2 protein-coding genes are annotated in these 23,942 nt (G+C 74.1%); both read right to left on the bottom strand.

What is annotated here, in order from left to right:
* On the bottom strand, nucleotides 1-10,279 hold a 10,279-nt coding region (locus DFQ13_RS33725; RefSeq protein ID WP_181399914.1), incomplete at its 3' end, for an SDR family NAD(P)-dependent oxidoreductase.
* The gene (locus DFQ13_RS10780) at nucleotides 10,276-23,877 is read right to left on the bottom strand and encodes a non-ribosomal peptide synthetase (RefSeq protein WP_267897645.1); all 13,602 of its coding nucleotides are present in this window, start codon (nucleotides 23,875-23,877) and stop codon (nucleotides 10,276-10,278) included. The genes DFQ13_RS10780 and DFQ13_RS33725, both read right to left, overlap by 4 nt.
* Between the last annotated feature and the right edge of the window lie 65 nt (nucleotides 23,878-23,942).

The raw sequence follows: 23,942 nt of genomic DNA, 5'->3' as shown, positions 1-23,942 counted from the left end.
GCTCGAACCGGGAGATGATGTTCAGGCTGACCAGGGAATCCACCCCGAAGTTCTCGAACGTCGCGTACTCGTCCAGCGACGCGGCGTCGGACTTCAACACCTCCCCGAACACCGACCGCAGGTAGGTGCGCACGAGTTCGTCGGTCACCTCGCCGGGCAGGCTGCCCGCGTCGGTGTCCGGCGCGGAGTCCTCGACCGGCAGCTTCTGCGCGACCAGCAGGCACTGCTCCAGGTCGTCGGCGGGGGTGCCCGGGTAGCCGTCGACGCGGACCACGCGGAAGCCCGCGGCGGCCAGCACCTCCCGCCACTTGGTGGGGCTGAGCAGTGGGGCGTGCTCGATGCGGGTGTCGTCGGTGTAGCGCCACCAGCCGCCGGTCTGGCCGAAGGTGAGGGTGAGGAAGTCCGAGCGCCGGGTGACCTCGTTGACCAGCACGACTCCGCCGGGGCGCAGCATCTTGGCGATGTTGGTCATGGTCCGGGTGATGTCCTGGGTGGCGTGCAGGACGTGGGTGCCGAAGGCGACGTCGTAGCCGCCCGCCTCGAACCCGTGCGTCGCCGGGTCGTCCTCCACGTTGAGCAGCCGGAACTTCGCGAACGGGTTGTCCGCGCCGTAGGTCCGCTCGCCGAGCCGCAGGAACGACGCGGAGATGTCGGTGTAGTGGTATTCGACGTCGGCCCCGGAGTTCCGCAGCGCGGGGAGGACGAACACCGAGCTGGCCCCGGTGCCCGCGCCGATCTCCACGACCCGGGCGGTGCGGTCGCCGGCGCCGCGCACGGCCTCGGTGACGCCGGTGGCGAGCAGGCCGTTGTAGTAGTCGGACACGGCCTGGCCCTTGTAGATGGCCTCCACCAGCTCGGCGGAACCCTTGGGGAACAGCACGTCCATGGCGTTGCGGCGCCCGTCGAGGACCTCGGCGAGGGCGTCCACGCAGGTGCGCAGCAGCCGGATGTGCCCGGCCAGCTCGGGGAACTCGGCGGTGAACGCGGTCGGGTCCGCGGAGCCGGGGGTGCCGTCGAGCAGGGTGAACACGTCGCCGGTCTGGGTGGCGTGGCCGTCCTGGACGAGCATGGCCAGCACGGCGCGGAACAGCCGCTCGTACTCGGCGCGCACGCCCAGGGAACGGATCAGCGCGGGGACGGCGACCGGCGAGCCGACCTCGGGCCGCCCGGTCCACTGCGCGAACGCCTGCCGGAACAGCGCCCGGGACAGCGCCTCCAGCCGGGTGTAGCCGGTGCGGGAGTGGGACAGCCCGGTGTCGGGCGTCGCCACGGCGGGCACCACCGGCGCGGGCACCGCCTGCGCGGGAGCCCGGGTGCCGACGACCTTCGCCAGTGCGTCGGCGCGGGTCTGCAGCAGGTGGGTGGCGAGTTGGTCGATGGTCAGGTGCTCGAACAGCAGCGTCGAGGGCAGATCGCCCAGGTCCTGCTCGAACCGGGAGATGATGTTCAGGCTGACCAGGGAATCCACCCCGAAGTTCTCGAACGTCGCGTACTCGTCCAGCGACGCGGCGTCGGACTTCAACACCTCCCCGAACACCCGCCGCAGGTAGGCGCGGACGGCGTCCGCCTCGGCGGGCCCCTCCACCACCGCCTGCTCGACCACCGGCGCCGGGGCCAGCCCGGAGACCTGGATGCCCATCTCCGGCAGCCGCGCCCGGTCGCCCTTCATGACCAGCACCTGCGGCAGCCCGGCGTTGATCACCCGGCGCAGCGCGGCCATGCCGTCGGCGGGCTCGATCGACTCCACGCCCAGCCCGGCGAAGACCGCCCGCATCCGGTCGGTGGCAACAGCGCCCACGCTGCCCCAGAACCCCCAGTTGACAACGGAAACGGGGTGGTCGCGGCGCAGGTTGAGCCAGTGGGCGAAGGTGTCCTCGAAGGTGCTGGCCGCCGCGTAGTTGGCCTGCCCGCCCGCCTCCACGAACGACACCGCGGAGGAGAAGATCAGCAGGAAGTCGAGCGGTTCCCCGGCCAACACGTCCGCCAGCGCGGTGCAGCCCGCCACCTTGGGCGCCAACCCGGCCTCGAAGGTGTCGACGTCCATGTTGGCGATCGTGCGGTCGCGCAGGTCGAGCGCGGCGTGCACGGCGCCCCTGATGGGGCCGAAGGTGGCGCGGGCCTCGGCGACGGCGGCGCGCAGGGCGGTCGCGTCGGCGACGTCGGCGGACAGGTAGAGCGCCCGGCCGCCCAGGGCGGCGATCTCGTCGACCTTGCGCCGGTGGTCGGGGCCGAACGGGCTGCGGCCGATCCACACCAGGTTCGCCCCGGCGATCCGGGCGAGCAGCCTGCTCAGCGCGAAGCCGATCCCGCCTGCGCCGCCGACCAGCAGGTACGTGCCGCCCTCGACGAACGGGGTGGCGCCGACCGGTGGGGTCAGCCTGCGCGGCTCGAACTCGCGGACCAGCCTGCGGCCCCCGCGCAGCAGCACGACGTCCTGCGCGCCGGGTTCCGCGACGACCCGCTCGGCGGGCACCCCGGCGAGGCCGACGTCCACGCACCCGACGGTCCAGCGCGGGCACTCGGCGGCGACGGCCCTGGCCAGGCCGAGCAGCCCGGCCGCGTGCGGGCGGACCTGCTCGTCCGGCGCCGCGCCGAGCGCCCCGCCGAGCACGATCTTCACCGTGATCCGGTCCTTGCCGCGACCGGCGTCGAGCAGGCGCTTGACCAGGCGGAACAGGCCCAGCGTGCTGCGGTCGGCCTCCGGCGCCACCCCGGGTTCGGCAACGCGGGCGACGTAGTACAGCGTGTTGAAGGGGGCGTCGAGCGCGGACAGGTCGGGGTCGCCGACGTCCGGGACGACCACGGTGACCGCACCGCGCAGCCCCGCGGCGAAGGCGCCCGCGTCGGCGGTGTGCACGACGGCGACCCGACCAGGGTCGACGGCCGGGGCCGCGGGCGCGTCCCGCCAGACCGGGACGTAGAGGGTGTCCTCGATCGGGTTGCGCTGGGCGCGCAGGGCGAACCCGGTGTAGCGGACCAACACCCGACCGGTGCTGTCGATCAGCCGGACCGTGTAGGTGTGTTCGCCGCCGGAGCGCACAACATGTGAGTACGCCGGGACGACGTGCGGGTGGAACACCTCGACGGTGTCGATGGCGAACGGGATCAGCGGCGCGTCGCTGCGCGCCTCCAGCGCGGCGACGGTCTGCTGGGCGCCGTCGAGCAGGTTGGGGTGCAGGGCGAAGCCGAGGTCGGTGCCCGCCGGGAGGGCCAGCGCGCCCAGTGCCTCGTCGGCGCCGAACGCCACCTCGGTCAGCACCTGGAACGCGCGGCCGTAGTCGATGCCCGCGGCGGTGAAGTCCTCGTAGTGGCGGTGCGCGGGCACGCGCCCGGCGCAGCGGGCGCGGATCGCGGCGACGTCGACCGTCTCGGTGGTGCCGGTGAACGGCGCGACGGTGCCGCGGGCGCTCGGGGCGGCGGGATCGTCGGCGTAGAGGGAGAAAGCGGTGCCGTCGACGCGCAGGCGCAGGGTGCGGGTGGTGTCGGCCTCGATCAGGCGCAGCCACCGGACGTCGGACAGCCGCACCTGCTCGGCGCCCGCCCGGAGCGCGGCGGACACGGCGAGGTCGATGCCCGCGGCGCCGGGCAGCACGTTGTGGCCGCCGATGCGGTGCTCGCCGACGACCCAGTCGGTGGGGCCGAGGGTCAGGGTGAACACGCCGTCCACCGGTTCGCCGAGGTAGGGGTGCGCCGATCGCGGCGCGTCGAGGACCCAGTGGCGGTCGCGGGCGAACGGGTAGGTGGGCAGCGGGACGCGGCGGCCGGTGGCGGGCCACACCGGGTCCCGCCCGGCCACGTACTCCTGGGCCAGTGCGCTGGTGCGGGTCGGGCCTGTGGACAACTGTTCGCGCAATTCGGCGACGCTGCCTACGGTGAACGCCGTCCGGACCGCGAAGTGCGTGCGTCCGGTTTGGAGGGTGAACGCGAGATCGGCCAACGACAGGTCTTCGGTCAGGGCTGCGCGCAGCCGGTCGAGCGTTTCGGCCAACGCCCGCTCGGTGCGGGCGGAAAGGGGGATGACGTGATCGCCAAAGGACGGGGTCTTCGCCGCGGCCGGTGGTTCGGCGACGACCAGGTGGGCGTTGGTGCCGCTGAAACCGAAGCTGGACACGGTGGCGACCCGCCTGCCGTCGACCGCCCACGGGCGTCGGTCCGACACCACCTCGAACGGGCTGCTGTCCAGGTCCGCCTTGGGGTTCGGCTTGTCGAAGCCCGGTGCGGGCGGCAGCTCGCCGTGCCGCAGCGCGAGCAGGACCTTGAGCAGACCGGCGATCCCGGCGGCCATGGTGGTGTGGCCGATGTTGGCCTTCACCGAGCCGATCGCGCAGTAGCCGACGTCGGCGGAGGACCGGCGGTGCACCTCGGTGAGCGCCTTGACCTCGATCGGGTCGCCCAGCGCGGTGCCGGTGCCGTGCGCCTCGACCAGGCTGATCCCGCGCGGGTCGAGCCCGGCGCGGCGGTAGGTGTCGGCGAGCAGCGCGGCCTGGGAGGCGGCGCTGGGGGCGGTGATGCCGTTGGTCTTGCCGTCGCCGTTGACGCCGGAGGCCAGCAGCACCCCGTGCACGGTGTCGCCGTCGGCAATGGCCCGGTCGAGCCGCTTGAGCACGACCACCCCGACGCCCTCGCCGAGCACGGTTCCGTCGGCGGAAGCGTCGAACGGGACGCAGGTCTGACTCGGCGAGAGCATCCCGACCCGGCTGCCCCGCACGTGCAGTTGCGGGGTGACCATCAGCGCCACCCCGCCCGCGACGGCCATGGCGCACTCGCCGCGGCGGATCGCGTCGGCGGCCAGGTGCACCGCGACCAGCGACGACGAGCACGCGGTGTCCACGGCCATGGTCGGGCCGTCGAGGTTGAGGAAGTAGCCGATGCGGGCGGGCAGGATCGAGCTGGTGGTGCCGAGGAACGCGTGGCCGCTGTCGGCCCGGCCCGCCTCGGCCAGCAGCAGGCTGTAGTCGCCGGGCGCGCAGCCCACGAACACGCCGCAGCTCGTCTTCTCCGCCTTGCCCACCGCGTAGCCCGCGTCCTCCAGCCCGGCCCACGCCTGCTGCAGGAACAGCCGCTGCTGCGGGTCCATCGCCTCCGCCTCCAGCGGCGAGAGGTTGAAGAACGCCGCGTCGAAGCGGTCCACATCGGACAGCATGGCGCCGACCCTGCTATAGGTGCGGCCCTCGGCGAGCCGGTCGGTGCTGTGCACCGCGTCGACGTCCCAGCGGTCCTTGGGCACCGGGCGGAAGCTGTGCCTGCCCGCGACCAGGTTCGCCCAGAACTCGTCCAGGTCCTCCGCGTCGGGGAAGCGGCCGGACATGCCGATCACCGCGATGGGCGCGTCGGCGGCCGCGGGCCCGGTCGGCACCGGGGCCGGGCGGGGGGCGGGCCCGAGGTCGAGCACGTGGGTGGCCAACGCATCCATCGTCGGGTGGTCGTAGACGGCGACCGGGTCGACCTCGACGCCGAACCGCTCCCCGACCTCCCGCACGACCTCCACGGCGCCGACGGACTCCAGGCCCATCTCACTGAAGCTCAGCCGCGCGTCCACCTCGTCGCGGCGCAGGTACAGCCGCGCGCACACGGCGTCCTCGATGGCGGCCAGCACCTCGACGCGCGTGGCGCCCGCCACCGACGGCGAAGCCTCGGATCGCGGCTCCGCCACGGGTTCCGGCTCGGGTTCGGCGGCGATTTCCGGCTGGGGGGCGGCGGCCTTCCACTCGCCGAGCCAGTAGCGCTCCTCCTTGAACGGGTACGTCGGCAGCGGCAGCCTGCGGACCTGCCTGCCCGCGTGGCAGCGCGACCACGGCACGTCGGCCCCGCCGACCCAGCGCTCGGCCAGCTCGGCCAGCTCCCCGGCGGCGAACAGGTCCACCAGCTCGTCGGCGGTGGAGGCGTCGTCGCCCGCGCGGGCGGTCCACAGGCCGGGGGCGCGTTCACCCGCCAGGTAGTCCTCCAGCTTGCTGCGCAGCTCGCGGGCGGTGGTGGCCACGACCGCCACCCGCTCGGCCAGCATCGGGCGGCCGGTCTGCACGGTGTGGGCGATGTCGGCCAGGCTGACCGAGGGCGTGGTGGCACCCGCGTGCGCGGTCAGCTCGGCGCAGGTGCTCGACGGGCCCAGTTCGGCGACGGTCCCCGGCGCCCGCTCGGCCAGCAGCGCCCGGACCCGGTCCAGCCCGAGGGCGTCGACCCCCAGGTCGGCCAGGGACTCGTCGGCGGCGACCGCGTCCTCGGGCACGCCCAGGACGTCCGCGACCAGCGTCGTCAGGGCCGCGACCAGCGCCGGGTCACCCACGGCGTCGCGCTGCTCGATGGCGGCGAACAGGTCGACGAACTGCCCGGCGTAGGTGTGCAGGACGTCGCGGTCGCGGGCGCTGAGCACGAACAGGTGCGGCCCCGGCGTGTGCTCCGGCGGCGCGGGCGGCGGCGCGCTCTCCAGCACGACGTGGGCGTTGGCGCCCCCGGCCCCGAACGCGCTGACCCCCGCGCGCAGCACCGACTCCCCCGCCACCGGGTGCCAGGGGGCGCGCTCGCGCTGCACGGCGAACGGGGACGCGGCGAAGTCGATGTGCGGGTTGGGGGTGTCCGCGTGCAGGGACGGCACCAGCTCGCGGTGCAGCATCTGCATGACCACCTTGCTGATGCCGGCGATCCCGGCGGCGCTCTCCAGGTGGCCGATGTTGGACTTGACGCTGCCGATCGCCCGGCCGCCCGGCTCCAGGTCGCCGAAGGCCCGCCGGACGCCCTCGATCTCGATGGGGTCACCGAGGGACGTGCCGGTGCCGTGGGCCTCCAGGTAGCCGATGGTGTGCGCGGGGACACCGGAGTCCTCGACGGCCCGGCGGATGACCCCGGCCTGCGCGGTGGGGCTGGGCACGGTGTAGCCGCTGCCCTTGCCGGTGTGGTTGAGCCGGGTGCCCTTGATGACCCCGAAGACGAAGTCACCGTCGGCCCTGGCCTGGGCGAGGGGCTTGAGCAGCACCGCGCCGACGCCCTCACCGGGGACGTAACCGCTGCCCCCTTCCCCGAAGCTGCGGCACCGGCCGTCGGCGGAGAGGAACTGGCCCGCGCTGAGCTGGACGTACTTCTGCGGGTGGACCGACACGTTGACCCCACCGGCGATGGCCATGGTGGCCTGCCCCGCGCGCAGCGCCTCCACCGCCAGGTGCACGGCGGTGAGGCTGGAGGAGCAGGCGGTGTCGACGGCCATGCTCGGGCCGCTGAGGTCCAGGCAGTAGGAGACGCGGTTGGCGACGGTGCAGTGCATGGCGGTCGGGTGCACGCCGTCGGCCTCGAGCAGTTGGTAGTGGTTCCACATCACCCCGACGTAGACCCCGACGGTGTGCCCGGCGATGGCGTCCGGCCGGTACCCGGCGTTCTCGACGGCGCGCCACGCGGTCTTGAGGAACAACCGCTCCTGCGGGTCCATCCGCTCCGCCTCCCGGCGGGAGATGCCGAAGAAGGGCGCGTCGAACCGGTCGACCCCGTCGAGGAACGCGCCCCAGCGGCTGTAGCTGCGCCCGTCGGTGCCCTTGTCCGGGTGGAAGAAGTCGGCGTGCGCCCACCGGTCGGCCGGGATCTCGGTGACGCTGTCGACGCCGTCGGCGAGGTTGTGCCAGAAGGTGGTGAGGTCCGGCGCCTGCGGGTACTCCCCGGCGATCCCGATGATGGCTATGTCCTTGTCCTGCCCGTCCCGGGAGTCCGCGACGAGCCGCGACCCGGGCGCCTGCCCCGCTTCCCGGCCCGGCTCGGTGCCGTGGCTGTGCTGCTCGCCCTGTTCCTGCTGGGCTTGCGGCTGCGGGAACAGCGCCAGGACCCGGTCCGCCTCACCGTGGGAAACGACGAGGCGGCCGGTGCCGCCGAGCGCCGACCAGAGCAGGTCGAGGCCGACCTCGGTGGGCAGCGGCCAGGTGCCGGTGGCCTTCCCCGCCCGGAGCAGGGTCTCGTCGTCGACGCGCATCCCACCGTCGGCCCAGAAGGGCCAGCCGATCGCGAGACCGCCGTGCGCGGCGGTGAGGTGCTCGGCGTAGGCGTTGCCGTAGGCGTAGTCGCTCTGCCCGATGTTGGCCAGCGTCGCCGAGACCGAGGAGAAGGTCACGAACGTCTCCACACCGCCCGCCGCCTCGAGGAGGTTGCGCGTCCCCGCCGTCTTCGCGGCCAGGACCCGGGCGACGTCGGCGTCGTCCTTGCGGAAGAACAGCCCGTCCCGCACCAGCCCGGCGCAGTGGAAGACCCCGTCGACGGCACCGAAGACGGCCCGCGCGGTGGCGATGGCCGCCCTGGCCTGGGTCGCGTCGGCGATGTCGGCGCGCAGGTACTGGACCTGGGCGCCGGTGTCCTCCCAGCCCGCGATCCGGGTCGCCAGCTCCGGTGTGATCGACCGGCGCCCGATGAGGACGAGCCGGGCCTGGTACGCGGTCGCCAGCCGGTCGGCGAGGTGCAGCCCGAGCCCGCCCGCGCCGCCGGTGATGACGTAGACCCCGCGCTGCTTCGGCGTTCCCGGCGTGGTCGCGGCGGGCGCGAACCGGACCACCTCGCGGCGCCCCCGCACCCAGCGGACCTCGGAGTCGGCGAAGCCGTCGGCCAACTCCGCGAGGACGGTCTCGGCCGTGGGGTCGGCCTCGACCACCTTCGTGGTGAGCAGGGAGGTCTCGGCCGTCACCGTGCGGGCGAGCGCGGCCACAGCCGCGTTCTCCGGCCCACCCGGGTGCAGGAACACCACCCGGGCAGGCACCTTGGCCTCCACCAGCGACTTGGCCAACTCGGTGAACGCCCGGTACGCACCGGGAATCCCGGCGCCGACCGCTGCGGTGGTGCCTGCGGCGCCAGTGCCGGGGTCGGGGTCGGTCGGTGAGGGGGCGATGAGCACGTAGTCGGTCGCACCCCCGTCGACCAGGGTGAGGTGCCTGCCCAGCTCGGCCTTGAGCGCCGGGGTGGCCCCGAGCACGGTGACCGCGGTGGGCGTGGCGCCCGGGGTGGTGTCCTGGCGGGACCACACCGGGGTGAAGGCGTGCACCGTCAAGTCGGTCGGGATCGTCGTGGTCTCGGCGGTTCCCGGGGCGGCACCCGACTCGGGCGCCTGTGGGCTCGCGGCGGGTTTGTATGTGCCATGCAAGTGCTGTGCCAGGGAGGCGATGTCGGAGAACTCGAACAACAGGGTGGGGTAGAGCGCCGCCCCCACGTACGCCTCCAGCTCGCGGCTCATCCCGAGCATCGCGACGGAGTCCAGGCCCAGGGCGTAGAAGCCCGCTTTGGTGTCGACGGTGGACTTGTCGACACCGAGGGACGCCGCGACCATGCCGCGCAGGTGGTCGACGACCACCGCCAGCGGGGCAGGCCCCTCGGCCTGCGGCTGGGACTGGGGCTGCGGCTGCGACTGCGGCTGGGGTTGCACGGCTGCCTGCTCGGGCGTGGTGCGCGGGCCGGGTGCCGGCTGCGGGGCGGTGGGCTCGACGTCCAGCAGGCGGGTGATCAGCCCGGGGAAGCGGATGCGCTTGCAGGTGAGCTTGCCGAACGACGCCAGGAACCGGCCGTGCTCGTCGACGATCGTGTAGTCGTTGTGCATGACGTCACCGGACTCGGCGATGACCTCGGGGTGGGGCACGTAGGCGAACACCCGGCCGGTGATGGGGCGGGGGGCGCGGAACTCGCCGATGTGGACGGGGATGAAGGGTTCCTCGTTGAGCGGGGCGATCTGCCCGAACGCGGCGAGGGTGGAGCAGTCCAGCTTCGCCGGGTGGGCGTGGAACGCGCCGTCGGTGGCGGCCGTCTCCGCGTCGAGGGACAGTTCGGCCAGCAGGTGCCCCGGGCCGAGGTGCAGTTCGCCGAAGCAGCGCATGGCGTTGCCGTGCCGGATCTCCTCGGCCCTGGCCCTGGCGTACAGCTCGTCCATGTCGACGACCCTGGTTCCCGCCCGCAGCGCGGCCAGGTCCACCGGGGCGGGCTCGGGCAGGTCGGCGAAGACCAGTTCGGCCTGGAAGTTGTCCCGGTACTCCGAGACCGGCTCACCGCCGCGCAGCCACCGGCTCGACGCCGTGACGTGCCCGGCCGGGTCGATGCGAATCCGCACGTCCCGGTCGTGGCCGTCCTTGGTCACCATCGCCTCGTGGAACAGGACGTCGCGCACCACCGCCCGGGTGGTGTCGACGCCCTGGGCCGCCAACACCCGGAAGACGATGTCGAGGAAGGTGACCCCCGGCATCACCGAGACCCCGTGCACGCGGTGGTTGCGCATGACGAAGTCGGAGTGCGCCAGCACCAGGTGGCATTCGATACCGGTCGACATGGTCATCCCTCGGCTCGTGGGTGGGCGAAGGTCAGCGTGAGCAGGGAGGCGGTCAGACCCCCCTGGGCAGGCAGCTCGACCACTGGACTGTCCTGCGCGGAGGCCCCTCCGGGCTGCACAGGATTGAGCGGCGCACCCCCGACCTGCCCGACCGCTCCCGCGAACACGACCGCCCCACCCGGGGGCGACCCGCCGTCGGCCCCACCCACCCCGGGCGTCCAGCTCGCCGCCCCGGAGGTCGGAGCCGCCGACGCAGAGGCGCCCACCGGAGCAGTCGGGAACCCGACCGGCGAAGTCCCCTCCACCAGCCCGCTCACCGGGGTGACCGGTGCCTGCGGCCAGGCTGCCCGGGTTTGCGCCTCCTGCCGCCCGACGACCGGACCCGCCTGCGCCGTCCCCACCTGCCGGCGGGGCGTCGGCGGGTGGGGGCGGTCGAGCCAGTGGCGGGTGCGGCGGAACACCGGGGCGGGCAGGGGTTCGCGGGTGGGCGGGGTGGTCGGCACGTGCTCGGTGGCGATGAGGTGGGCGTTGGTGCCGCCGAGGCCGAAGGCGCTGACGGCGGCGGCCCGCGGCCCCGCGCTCTCCCAGGCCCGCAGCTCCGTGTTCGGTGTGAACGGCGACGCGGCGAAGTCGAACCGGGGGTTCGGGGTCTCGCAGAACAGCGTCGGCGGGAGTTGGCGGTGCTTGAGGGCCAGGACGACCTTGAGCACGCCCGCCATCCCGGCCGCGGAGAGGAGGTGGCCGATGTTGGACTTGACGCTGCCGATGGCGCAGAAGGCGGTGTCGGCGGTGGTGCGGCGGTAGACGTCGGTGAGGGCGCGGACCTCGATCGGGTCGCCGATCATGGTTCCGGTGCCGTGCGCCTCGACCAGCCCGATGTCGCGGGCACCGAGTCCGGAGGCGTCGAGGGCGCGCTGCACCACCTTGGCCTGCGCGGCCGGGTTGGGGGTGGTGAGCCCCATGGTGTGCCCGTCGTTGTTGACCGCGACGGCCCGGATGACCGCGTGGACGCGGTCGCCGTCGCTCAGGGCGCGGTCGAGCGTCTTGAGCAGGAGCACGCCGCAGCCCTCACCGGGCACGAACCCGTTGGCCCGCTCGTCGAAGGTGAAGCACCGGCCGTCCGGCGACAGGGCGCCCGCCGCGCTGAACTCCAGGTAGGGCTGCTCGTCGAGGAGCACGTCCACCCCACCGGCCACGGCCACCTCGGACTCCCCGTCGAGCAGGCTGCGGCAGGCGAGCTGGATGCCGACCAGCGACGAGGAGCAGGCGCTGTCCACCACCATGTTCGGCCCGTGGAAGTTGAACTGGTGCGACACCCGCGCGGCGACGAAGTTCTGGTCGGTCCCCATCCCCGCGGCCCCGCCGCGGGCACCGGTCCGCTCCCGGTAGTTCGACATCCGGGCCCCGACGAACACCCCGACGTCGCGCCCCCACAGCTCCCGCTCGCCGTACCCGGCGTCGGCCAGCGCGGCGGCGGTCCCCTCCAGGAACAGCCGGATCGTCGGGTCGAGGCACGTGGCCTCCTCGGCCCCCATGCCGAAGTACTCGGCGTCGAAGTCCTCGATCCCGTCGACGAACGCCCCCCACTTGCTGGTGGCCGTCCCCGGGTAGAACTCCGCGGCGTCCCACCGGCTGCCCGGCACCTCGGTGACCGAACACCTCTTGGCCGCGAGGTTGCGCCAGAACGCCCCCAGATCGGGCGCGTCCGGGAACCGGCACGCCATCCCGATGACCGCGATCTCCCGTCCCCCCGGCGCCCGCCCCGGCCGGGGCAGGTCCGGGGCGGGCGCGGACGGTCGCTCCACAGTGGAGACCAGGGGGTCACCCCCCACCACCGCGGCCGATCCGACACCGGCGACGCCCAGCGCACCGGCGAGTTCGCGGAGGGTCGGGTTCTCCAACAGCGTCCCGGGCTCCAACCGCCGCCCGAGCCGCCCCTCGATGGCCGTCATCAACTCGGCCAACATCACCGACTCGACCCCGAGGTCCTCGAACAACGCGGTGGAATCCAATTCCTCCGCCGCGATCCCCAGCAACTCGGAGAAAACCCCCACCAACCACGCGGGCGGCTCCCCCTCCCCCAAGATCATCCCGCCCTGGGAACCCCCGATTTCCACGCTACCCGAGGGAACCGACACTCCAGAAGCCCGCGCGGACAGGCTGTGGACAACCTCCGCACCGGCGTCCACGAAGGACGGAACCACACCGGTTCCCGCCGCCTCCCCGACCACTTCCAAGATCATCCCGGCCTGGGGACCCCCGATTTCCACGTTACCGGTTGGGGGTGACAGGGCGGGAGTGGTCGCGGCGGAGCTGTGGACAACTGCGGCGGGAGTGTGGATGGGCATGCCGGGGCTCTGGGTGTCGGAGCTCGGGTTGCCGGGGCTCGGGTTGTTGGAGCTGGGGTTGTTGGAGCTGGAACTGCCGGGGCTGGAACTGCCGGGATCGGGCTTATCGGCGCCGGGATCGCCGAGGTTCGGGTTTCCGGGGGCGGTGGGGCTCGTGGCGGTGGGGATGGGCTTGTGGGGTGGGTGGATCAGGGTGGTGGGGTCGGTGGTGGGGGTGAGGGGGCGGGCGGGGACGAGGCGGGGGTGGGTGGGGAGGGCGAGGATGCGGTCGAGGGCGGCCAGGCCCTCCGCGTCCGTCAGCGCGGCGATGCCCGAGGGCGCGCTGCTGTCGGGGGCGGTGGCGCCCATGCCGGTGGTGCGCCAGGTGGGCCAGTCGACCGCGCGGAACCACGGGCGGCCGGTCAGGGACTGGTGGTCGGCGTAGAGGTCGAGGTAGGCGTTGGCGGCCGCGTAGTCGAGGACTCCTCCCGCGAGGGCGGGGGCGATCGCGGAGAGCGAGGAGAAGAGGAGGACGAAGTCGGGGGTGTCCGGTTGGAGGTTGGCCGCCAGGGTGTGGAGCAGGTCGACCTTGGGGGACAGCACTTCCGCCAGGTCTTCGGTTTCCTTGTGGATGAAGGACGGGCGGCCCGCCGACGCCCGGCCCGCGCAGTGGATGACGCCTGCGATGGGGGCCGCGGCCCGGGTGGCGGCGAAGAACGCGGGGGTGAGGGGTCCGGTGTGGAGGGTCACCCGTGCGCCCTGGCGTTCCAGGTCCGCGACCAGCGCCCGGGTCTCGGGGGTGGGTGGGCGGGTTCCGGTGAGGACGAGGGTGCGGGCGCCGCGGGTGACGAGGTGGCGGGCGACCAGGGCGCCGATGCCCCGGGTGCCGCCGGTGATGAGGTAGGTGCGGTCGGGGTGGATCTTCGTGGGGGTGGGTGGGGTGGTGATGGGGTGCAGGGTCTGGGTGAGGCGGGTGCCCGCGCGGACGGCCACCCGGCCGGAGGGGCCCGCGGTCAGCTCGGCCAGGACCGCCTCGGGGGCGTCGGTGTCGATGTCCAGGACCGAGGAGGTGACCCGTTGGTACTCGGCGCCCAGGAGGGGGACGAAGGCCGCGACCACCGCGCCGGTGAGGGTGGGTGCGGGGCCCGCGGGACCGAGGAGGCCGCGGGTGACCTGGAGAATCCGGAGGTCTCGGCCGCGGGCCCCGGCGATGAGCGCGCGGAGTGCGGCGAGCCGGGGCTGCCAGGGGCGGTCGACGCCGTCGAGGTCGGTGAGGTCCAGCAGGGCCTCGGCCTCGGTGGGGACGTCGGCGGTCTCGGGGACCAGCCAGGCGCCGCCCGCCAACTCGGCGATCCGGTGGGCCAAGGCGGCGGTGGCCGCCGTGTGGCGGATGGCGAGCCGGGCTTCGGACGGGCGGGGGGTGAGCGGGGTGGGGGTCCAGTCCGGGCGCAGGAGCGGGACGGGCTCGTCGGCCAGCCAGTAGCGCTTGCGGTCGAACGGGTAGGACGGGAGGCCGGTCAGGCGCGGGCGGGTCCGGTGCAGGGTGGACCAGTCGACGCGGCCGCCGGTGACCCAGTGGCGGGCCAGGGCCTCCAGGTCTTGCGCGGCGTCGGCTACGGGGCCGGGTGGGACGGAGCCTCCGGGGGTGCGGCCGGTGACCCAGGGGTGCCCGGCAGCGGCCGGGCCTTGGCCGGAACCCGGGAACACCGGGTCGCCCGGAGTGCGGCCGGTGACCGGGAAGCCTGCCCCGGACGCCACGCCCTGGGCGGCGCCGACGACAGAGCCGGGCGGGACGGGGCCGCCGGGGGTGTGGTCGGGGGTTGACAGGTGTGGTTGGGCCACCGGGGCCCGGCTCGCACCGGTGGTGGGGCCGGATGGGGCGGCGGCGCCGGTGGCGGCCGGGGGGTGGGCGGGGGTGGCCAGGTAGGCGTCCAGGGTGGACAGGAGGTGGGTGTGGTCGCGGGCCACCAGGGCGAGGCGTTCGCGCAGGGGTTCGCGGCCGACCTGGAGGGTGTGGGCGATGTCGGCGAGCGGGGGCAGGGCGGGGGCCGTGGCTCCGGTGCCGCCGAGCAGGTAGGCGCTGAGTTCGGGGCCGGTGAGGTGGATCTCGCCGTCGGCGAGGCGGTGCAGGCGGCGGACGAGGGTGTCGTGGTCGGGCTCGGGGGTGGCGGGGGCGCGGAGGAAGTCGGCGAGGCGGGTGGCGACGGCGCGCAGGGTTGGGGTGTCGCGGGCGGAGAGGACGATGAGTTGCGGCGTGGTGTCCGCCCGGGGTGCCGGGGCGGGGACGAATTCCTCCACCACGACGTGGGCGTTGGCGCCGCCCGCGCCGAAGGAGCTGACGCCCGCGCGGCGGGGCAGGGGCCTGCCGTCGGGGGTGGTGGGGGGTTCCCAGGCGGCGGCGGTGGTCTGGACGCGGAACGGGGAGGACGACCAGTCGATGTTCTGGTTGAGGTCGGCCGCGTGCAGGGAGGGGGCGAGGGTGCGGTGGCGCAGTTGGAGGATCACCTTGGTGAGGGCGGCGATGCCCGCGGCGGCCTCGGGGTGGCCGATGTTGGACTTGACGCTGCCGATGGCGCAGGAGCCGGGGGGCAGGTCGAACGCCCGGGACAGGCCGGCGATCTCGACCGGGTCGCCGAGTTCGGTGCCGGTGCCGTGCGCCTCCAGGTAGCCGACGGTGGCCGGGTCGACGCCCGCGCGGCGCAGGGCGTCGGCGACCAGGGCGCCCTGGGCGACCGGGTTGGGGACCATGTAGCCGTTGGTCTTGCCGCCGTGGTTGATGGCGGTGCCCTTGATGACCGCGTGCACCCGGTCGCCGTCGGCGAGGGCTCGGTGCAGGGGTTTGAGCAGGACCGCGCCGACGCCCTCGGCGGGGACGAAGCCGTCGCCGCCCGCGCCGAAGGCCCGGCAGCGGTGGTCGGTGGAGTTCATCCTGAGGCGGTTCTGCTGGATGAACTTGTTGGGGTGCAGGGACAGGTTGACCCCGCCCGCCAGGGCGGCCTCGCACTCGCCGCGGCGCAGTGACTCCACGGCGAGGTGCAGGGCGGTCAGCGACGACGAGCACATGGTGTCGACGGCGAGGCTGGGGCCGGTGAGGTCGAGGAAGTACGACACCCGGTTGGCGATGCCCGCGACGGCGGAGCCGGTGTCGGTGGGGGTGCCGAGCTGGGTGCGCTCGACGCCGAAGAACGGGTACTCGTTGTACATCACGCCCGCGAACACTCCGACCTTGGCGGCGTGCCGCTCGGCGAGCCGGGCGCGGGTGTAGCCGGCGTCCTCCAGGGTTTCCCAGGCGATCTGGAGGAACTGGCGCTCCTGCGGGTCCATCAGTTCCGCGTCGCGGGGGGTGATGTTGAACAGCAGCGGGTCGAAGGTGTCCACGTCGGACAGGAAGCCGCCCCACATGAGGTCGGTGGGCCAGCCGGGGCGGGCCCGGTCGGGCGGGAGTTGGGTGACGCAGTCGCGGCCGGAGACCAGGTTGGCCCAGAACGACTCCAGGTCGTCGGCCAGCGGGTAGCGGCCCGCGACGCCGATGACGGCGATGTCGCCGGAGGGGGCGCCGCCGTGCCAGGGCCAGTCGCCCTCGGAGCCGGAGCCGGACTTGGTGTCCTCGTCGTCGTCATCGGGGCCGTCGCCCGGGGGTTCCAGGGCGCCCGCGACGCCCGCGAGGTCGGCGTGCTCGAAGAACAGGGTGCGCGGGGCGTCGGGGAACTCGGCCCGTAGGAGGGTGTTGACCTTGGCGATGAGCTGGGAGTTGAGCCCGTAGTGCTCCAGCGGAACCCTCGGGTGCAGGCGGGTGACGGGGATGCCGGAGGCCTCGGAGTAGGCGCGTTTGACGAACTCGACGGTGTCCTCGCTGGCCTCGCGGGGCAGCGGCCGGACCACCTCGCACACCTCGGGTTCGGGTTCGGGCTCCGGTTCGACGACCGCGGGCAGCCCGTCGTCGAGCCAGTGCGGTTCGACGGCGAACGGGTAGGTGGGCAGGGAGACCCGCGACGACGGCGGCAGCCAGTACCGGTGCCACTCGACGTGGTAGCCCTCGATCCAGCTTGCCAGGGCGTCGTACTTGTCGGCGGGTTCCACCCTGGCGGCGGCCAGGGCGGCGTCGACCTCGGCGGTGACCATGCCCTCGACGGGGCGGCCCGCGAGGTGCCCGCGCAGGGCGGTGAGCAGTTCCGGGATGTCGGCGACGGTCAGCGCGAGCCGGTGCGGCAGGTGCGCGCGGCCCGTTTGCAGCGTGTAGGCGATCTCGGCGAGGATCGGGGCGGTGCCGGAGGCGTGCCGGTCGGCGAGGAAGTCGTAGAGGTTGCGGGCGGCGGCCTTGAGCGCGGGGGCGGTGGCCGCCGACAGCAGCACCGGGTAGCGGCGGGCGCCGACCGGGCCGGGTTGCGGGGTGCGCGGTTCGGGGCCGCGCAGCAGCACGTGGCCGTAGGTGCCGGTGGCGCCGACGGCGTTGACCATGGCCCGGACGCGGCCGTCGGCGGCGGTGGCGCGCAGCGGCTGCGGGGCGTCGACCAGGGTCAGCGGCAGGTCGTGCCAGGCGACGAGGGCGGAGCGCTCCTCGGCGGCCAGGGTGGGGGCGATCTGGCCGTGTTCGAGTTGCAGCAGCACCTTGACGAGCTGCGACAGGCCGGAGGCGGCCTCCAGGTGGCCGATGTTGGGTTTGACCGTGCCCACCGGGACGGGTTTCGGGGTGTCGGCGAACACCGTGCCGAGCGCTTCGAGTTCGGCGGCGTCGGCGACGCTGGCCCCGGCGGCGGCGCACTCCACGTAGTCGATGTCGGCCGGGTCGCGGCCCGCCTCGGCCAGCGCCCTGGCCATGGACTCGGCGAGGGCGTCGGCGTTGGGGGCGCCGAAGCGGCTGGAGCGGCCGGAGTGCCCGACCCAGGTGCCCTCGACGATGCCGTGCACCACGTCGTGCTCGGCGGTCGCGGCGGCGGCCGGGCGCAGCACGACCACGCCGCAGCCCTCGCCGGGCGCCCAACCGGAGGCGGTGTTGTCGTAGGCGTGCTGCTCGCCCGCCACGACCAGGCCCAGGTCGTCGAGCAGGCGCAGGTGGTAGGGGTGGGCGAGCAGGTTGGCCGCGCCCACCACCGCCGCGTCGCACTCGCCGCGGCGGATGCTCTCCACGGCCAGGTGCAGGGCGGCCAGCGACGACGAGCAGGAGGTGTCGACGGCGAGGCTGGGGCCGCGGAAGTCGAAGAAGTAGGAGATGCGGTTGGCGATGTCGGAAGCGGTGGCGGACACCGTCGCCGCCTGCCCGCGCTGCCACGCCTCGGCGCCGACGTGGCGGTAGTCCTGCCACATGGTGCCGATGAACACCCCGACCCGGCCGGACTGGCGGCGCAGCGAGTCGGCGGTGTGCCCGGCGTTCTCCAGCGCCTCCCACACGGTTTGCAGCAGCAGGCGGGCCTGCGGGTCGAGGGTGCGGGCCTCGTCCGGGGAGGTGTGGAACAGCAGGGAGTCGAAGGAGTCGATGCGGTCGAGGAAGCCGCCGGTGAGGCCGCTGTCGCCGCCGGGGGTCAGCGCGGCGCGGCGGGCCGGGGGGACCGGGCCGGTGGCGCGCTTGCCCGCGCGCAGGTTGCGCCAGAACTCGCCGAGGTCGGAGGCGCCGGGGAAGGTGCCCGCCATGCCGATGACGGCGACCTCGCCGGGGTCCTTCCGGTCACGGCGGCTGCTGTCGCCCGCGGCTTCGCCCGAGTTCGCCGGGGTGGCGCCGAAGGAGCCGAAGGGGAACCGGGTGCCGTTGTGCGGGGGCTCGTGCTCGGCCGGGCCGCCCAGGAAGCCGTGCAGGAACACGTGCCCGTCGTCCAGGGCGAAGTCGGCGGTGACGCGGTCGTGGTTGACCGCGCCGATCGGGCACAGGCCGATGCCCGCGGCGGCTTGGCCGAGCAGCAGGGTCTGGCCGAGGTAGCCGGCTTCCAGGGTCAGGTAGCGGAGGGTTTCGTCCTGGTAGAGGGGTTTGATGCCCGCGGTCTGGCCGATCAGGTAGATGCCGAAGCCGGAGGCGTCGAAGAGGGGGCGGTTGTAGAAGAAGTGGTGCGAGCGGTCCAGTTGCGGGAACGCGTTCACGAGTCGTAGTGCGTTCGCGGTGGGGTCGTAGTAGTAGGCGCCCGCGGCGAGGCCTTCCACGGCGTTGGGGCGGATGTGGACGTAGACCTGCACCGAGTAGGTGTCACCGGCCGACGGGTAGAGGAACCGGGTGCGGCCCTCGACGGTGGTTTCCGCGAGCAGGCCCAGGAAGCGGCCGAACGCGTCGAACCGGACCGGGCCGGGGGCGAACTCGCGGCGGCTGGCCCGCCAGCCGAAGTACTCCGGGGCGACGGCGGCCCCGGGCAGCGGCACGACCGGTTCGCCCGCGGCGGGCCTGCGGTTGTGCCGGGCGCTCTTGAACGCCTTCTGCTGCTCGGGGGAGAACAGGTCCACGACCTCGTCGGCGGTCAGCGGGTCCGCGGCAGTCGCGGGAGGCGCGACGACGGCCGGGACGGGCGTGACCGGGAGCGCGGGTGAAGGGATCGGCGCGGCGGTCGGAGCGGGAGCTGCTGCTGCGGCGGTCGGGATGGCGGCGGTCGGGGCGGCGGCCTGGGTGCCCGCGAGCTGGCGGGCGATGGAGGCCACGGTGGGCTCGTCGAGCAGGGCCGAGACGGGGACGCGGGTGCCGTAGCGCTCGTGCAGGGCGTTGGAGACCTGGACCATGGTGAACGACGTCGCCCCCTGGTCCCACAGGTCGGCCTCGGGGTCCACGGTGGGCAGGCCCAGCCGCTCGGCGAAGATCGCGGTGATCTCGGTGACCAACTGCTCCAGCGACGGCCCGGCGGCGGGCTCCGGGGCGGGGGCGGTGGGCTTGGGCCGGTCGGTCACCGGCCAGGGCAGGGCGGCGCGGTCGAGCTTGCCGTTGGCGGTGGCCGGGAACGTGTCCACGAAGCCGATGAAGTTCGGCACCATGTACTCCGGCAGCGCCTGCCCGGCGTAGGTGCGCAGCTCGCGCACCGACGGCACGGCGTCACCCGCCGGGATGACGTAGGCGACGAGCTTGCGGTCGCCGGAGTGGTCCTCGCGGGCCAGCACCACGACCTCGGTGACGGCGTCGTGCTGGCGCAGCCGGTGCTCGATCTCGCCCAGCTCCACCCGGAACCCGCGGATCTTCACCTGGTTGTCCGCCCGGCCCAGGAAGCACAGGTTCCCGTCGGGGAAGTAGCTGGCCCGGTCGCCGGTGAGGTACAGCCGCTCGCCGGGGTGGAACGGGTCGTCGACGAACCGCTCGGCGGTCAGGTCCGGCCGGTTGACGTAGCCCTGCGACAGCACGGCGCCGCCGATGTAGAGGTCGCCCTCGACGCCGACCGGCACGGGTTCGCGGTTCTCGTCGAGCACGTGGTAGCGGGCGTTGTCGATCGGCCTGCCGTAGGGGATGCTGCGCCAGGCCGGGTCGACCTCGCCGATGGGGAACCAGTTCGACCACACCGTGGCCTCGGTGGCGCCGCCCAGGCTGATCATCTCCGCGTTGCCGAACACCGGGCGCAGCTCGTCGGGCAGCGACAGCGGGGTGTAGTCGCCGGAGAGGAAGACCAGCCGCAGGTCGCGCGTTCCGGGGTGCCCGGACTTGGCGGCCAGCAGGGGGGCGAGCTGGTTGAGGGTGGTGGGGGCGGAGTTCCAGAAGGTGATCGGCTCGTCGAGCAGCACGTCGAGCAGCAGCTCCGGGTCGCGCTGCTGGGCGGCGTCGGCGATGTAGAGGGAGGCGCCGACGCCGAGCAGGCCGAAGATGTCGAACACCGACAGGTCGAAGCCCAGCGAGGTCACGCACAGGCCGACGTCGGACGGTCCGAAGTGGAACATCCGGTGGCACCAGTTGAGCAGGTTGTGCACCGGCCGGTGGGTGACCGCCACGCCCTTGGGCTTGCCGGTGCTGCCGGAGGTGAAGATGATGTACGCGCGGTTGTCGACGTGCCCGGTGGGGACCGGGTTCACCTCCCCGCCGGTGGCCGCGGCGGTGTCGGTGTCGATGACCTCGATCGACGACGCGGCGGGCCAGCGGGTGGTGTCGGAGGTGGACAGCACGATGGAGCAGCGCGCCTCGGCCAGCATCACCGCGGCGCGCTCGGCGGGCAGGCCGGGTTCGACCGGCAGGTACACCCCGTCGGCCTTGAGGATGCCCAGGGCGGCGGCGATCATCCGCGGGCCGCGGGCCATGGAGATGCCGACGACGGTCTCCGGGCCGACCCCGCGCCGCTTGAGGGTCCAGGCGATGCGGTTGGCCTCGGCGTTCAGCTCGCCGTAGGTCTGCGTGCCGCCCGCCCAGCGCAGCGCGACCGCGTCCGGGGTGGCCGCGGCCTGCCGCTCGATGGGCAGGTGGATCGGGCCGTCGCAGGGGAAGTCGCGGGCGGTGTCGTTCCACTCGACCAGGATCTTGTGCCGCTCGGCGGCCCACGCGTCCACGGGGTCGTCGGTGGAGCCCGCGGTCCAGGCGGCGTCGTCGGATTCCAGGGCGGCGACGAGGCGGGCGAACCCGGCGAACAGGGCGGGGGCGTCGGCGAAGTCGGCCTCGACGACGTCCCAGCAGAACCGGGCGCCGGTCGCGTCGAACTCGCCGATGCAGTCCAGCGACACACCCGGGGTGCAGGTCAGCCACTCGCCGGTGCGCGCGCCCGCCGGGGTGTCGGTCAGGTCGAACAGGGAGGTGTAGACGACCGGGAAGCCGTACCCGCTGTCGTTCTTGCGCTCCCGCAGCACGATCTTGCGCAGCTCGGTGAGCCCGCTGACCGCGTCGGCCTCGGCGTCGGCGGCCAGCTCCGCGTCATGGGCCCGCGCCGCCTCCACGATGGACCGGCCCTCGGGCCCGCGGCGGACCCAGCTCAACGCGGTCAGCTCAGCGGGCCGGAACCGCCGCGCGTGCTCCGGGAACCGGACCACGGACACGGTGAAGTCCTCCGGGTGCGCGCTGCTCAGCGCCTTGCCCAGGGCCGCGAGCAGGACCGCGTCCGGGCTGACGCCGTGCCGCTCGGCGCGGGCGCGGAAACCCGCCCAGTCGGTGAAGGCGCCGGTCAGCCGGGTGCGGGGTGCGGCGGCGCGCGGCCGGTCGAGGACGGTCGGGCCCGGGGGCAGGTCGGCGAGGCGGTCGCGCCAGTGCTGCTGCCTGCGCACGAAGTCCTTGGCCAGCCGGGCGTGCTCGCGGGCGGCCCGCTGCTCGGCGTAGGGGACCTGCGGGCGCGGGTCGCCGCCGTCGAGGTAGACGCGGACCAGTTCGCGGGCGATGGCGTGGATGCTGACGGCGTCGGCGAGCAGCAGGTCGACCGCGAGGTGGATGGTGGCGCCCGCCCGGGAGCGGGTGGCGCGCAGGTCGAAGTGGTGCCAGCGGGCCAGCGGGAACGCCGCCGACACCATGGCCGCGCGGGTCGCCGCGTCGACCGCGGCGTGCTCGGCCGGGTCGGCGACCTCGGTCACCGGCACCCGCCTGCGCGCCGGGGTGTCGCGGCGCACCCGGATGCGGCCGTCGCCTGACACGGCGCTGCGCAGCACGTCGTACTCGGCCACCACCTTCAGCGCCGCGGCCTCCAGCCGGGTCCGGTCCAGGTGCGGCACGTGCAGGCTGGTGACCACCTGGCAGCCGTCCGCGGCGGCGTCCCCGGCGCGGGCGACGAAGTAGGCCTGCTGGAGTTCGTTGAGGCCGCGGATCTCCAGGTCCGGCGGGGTGGCCAGCTCGCGCAGGTCGTTGACCAGCGCGGCGAACGCGGCGTCGGCCACCCCGGGGGCGACGAACGCGTCGGCGACGTCCCACTGCAGGTGCAGCTCGCCGTGCTGCTGCCACATCTGGTGGTCCAGGGCCACCCCGGAGGTCTGGCTGACGGCGTAGTCCACCGACGCGGCGAACCCGCTGTCGGCGTCGGCGGGCAGGGCGTCGAACATGCTGGTGAACACCACCGGCAGCGCCACCTGGCGGCGGATCGCCCGCCGCGACCGCAGCTCCCGCTGCACGGTGACCCCGCAGACCGACGAGTGCTGCACCGCCTGCCAGAGCTGCTTGTGGGTGCGCGCGCAGGCGTCGTCGAGGCGGACCCCGGCGGTGGAGTCGGCGAGGAACACCGCGCTGGCGGTGAACGGCCCGACCAGGTCGGCGACCGCGCTGGGCAGCCGGACCCGGTTGTTGGTGGTGACCACGAGGGAGAACGGGGCGCGCGCGGCGTACCGGGCGAGGACTTCGGCGAAGAGGGTCAGCACCAGGGAGGTGGGCGAGACGTCCCACGCGCCCGCCAGCTCGCGGATCGCGGCCCACTCGCGGGCGCTGAGGGAGTCGCGCAGCGCCCGGCGCGGGCCTTCCTGGCCGGTGCCGCCGAGGTCGGGGCCGTCGGGCATGTCGCGCAGCAGCTCCACCCAGTAGTCCAGGTCGGCGGCGTGGGTGGCGCTGTCCTCTTGGGCCTTGAGCGCGGCCAGGCTGTCGCGGACGCTGACCGCCGGGGCGGGCAGGACGTGGTCCGGGTCGGTGTAGAGGGCGGCCCACTGGGTCAGCAGCAGGGCCAGGCCGTGCCCGTCGGTGGTGATCGCGTCCAGGCTCAGGTGCACCCGGCCGGTGCCGTCGGCGCGCTTGGTCACCTCGACGGTGAACGGGGTGTCCCCGGCGGCGTAGCGCTTGTGCGACAGGCGGGCGCGCACCTCGGCGGCCTGCCGCTCCTGGGCGGCGTCGTCGCCGGTCGGCTCGTGCACCCGCAGTGTCCACTCGGGGGCGTCGGGGCGGATGTACTGCTGCCCGGAGGCGGTGATGCCCAGCCGCAGCACGTCGTGGTGGCGCACGAGCCGCCGCCAGGCGCCGTCGAGCCGGGTCACGTCGAGGTCGTCGACCTCGAACTCGCGGTAGAGGTGGCAGCCCACGGCGTCGGCGGTCAGCTCGGCCTGCCTGCCGAGCAGGTACGCCTGCTGCATCGGGGTGAGCGGGAACGGCTGCCCGGCGTTGGCCGGGTCGGCGGTGACCAGGACCCCGGCGGCCCGCGACACACCGGTGGTCGGCCCCTCGGCCAGGTGCGCGGCGACCCGGTCGGCCAGCTCGGCGAAGCTGCGGCTCTTGCCCACCCAGTCGATCGGGATGTCGACGGCGTACTCGGTCTGCAACACCAGCCACAGCCGGGCCGCGGCCATCGAGTCGAGCCCGTAGGCCCGCAGGGACGCCGCGAGGTCGGGGGTGGTGCCCGCGGGCAGCAGCTCCGCGAGGACCCCGGTGACGGTGTCCCGCACCCGGGCGAGGACCTCACCGGTCCGGGTGGTGCTCCCCGCCGTGCCGTCTGCTGGCGCCATTGCAGTCTCCCGCGTGCGAAGGGTTGCCGTCTTCTGCTGGGGCGTTCCGGGGGATTGCTTTTGCC

It is taken from the genome of Actinokineospora spheciospongiae (assembly GCF_003182415.1).
Taxonomy (GTDB): Bacteria; Actinomycetota; Actinomycetes; order Mycobacteriales; family Pseudonocardiaceae; genus Actinokineospora; species Actinokineospora spheciospongiae.
Note: the sequence above shows the minus strand (reverse complement) of the source record. Positions and strands in the feature narration are given on the sequence as shown.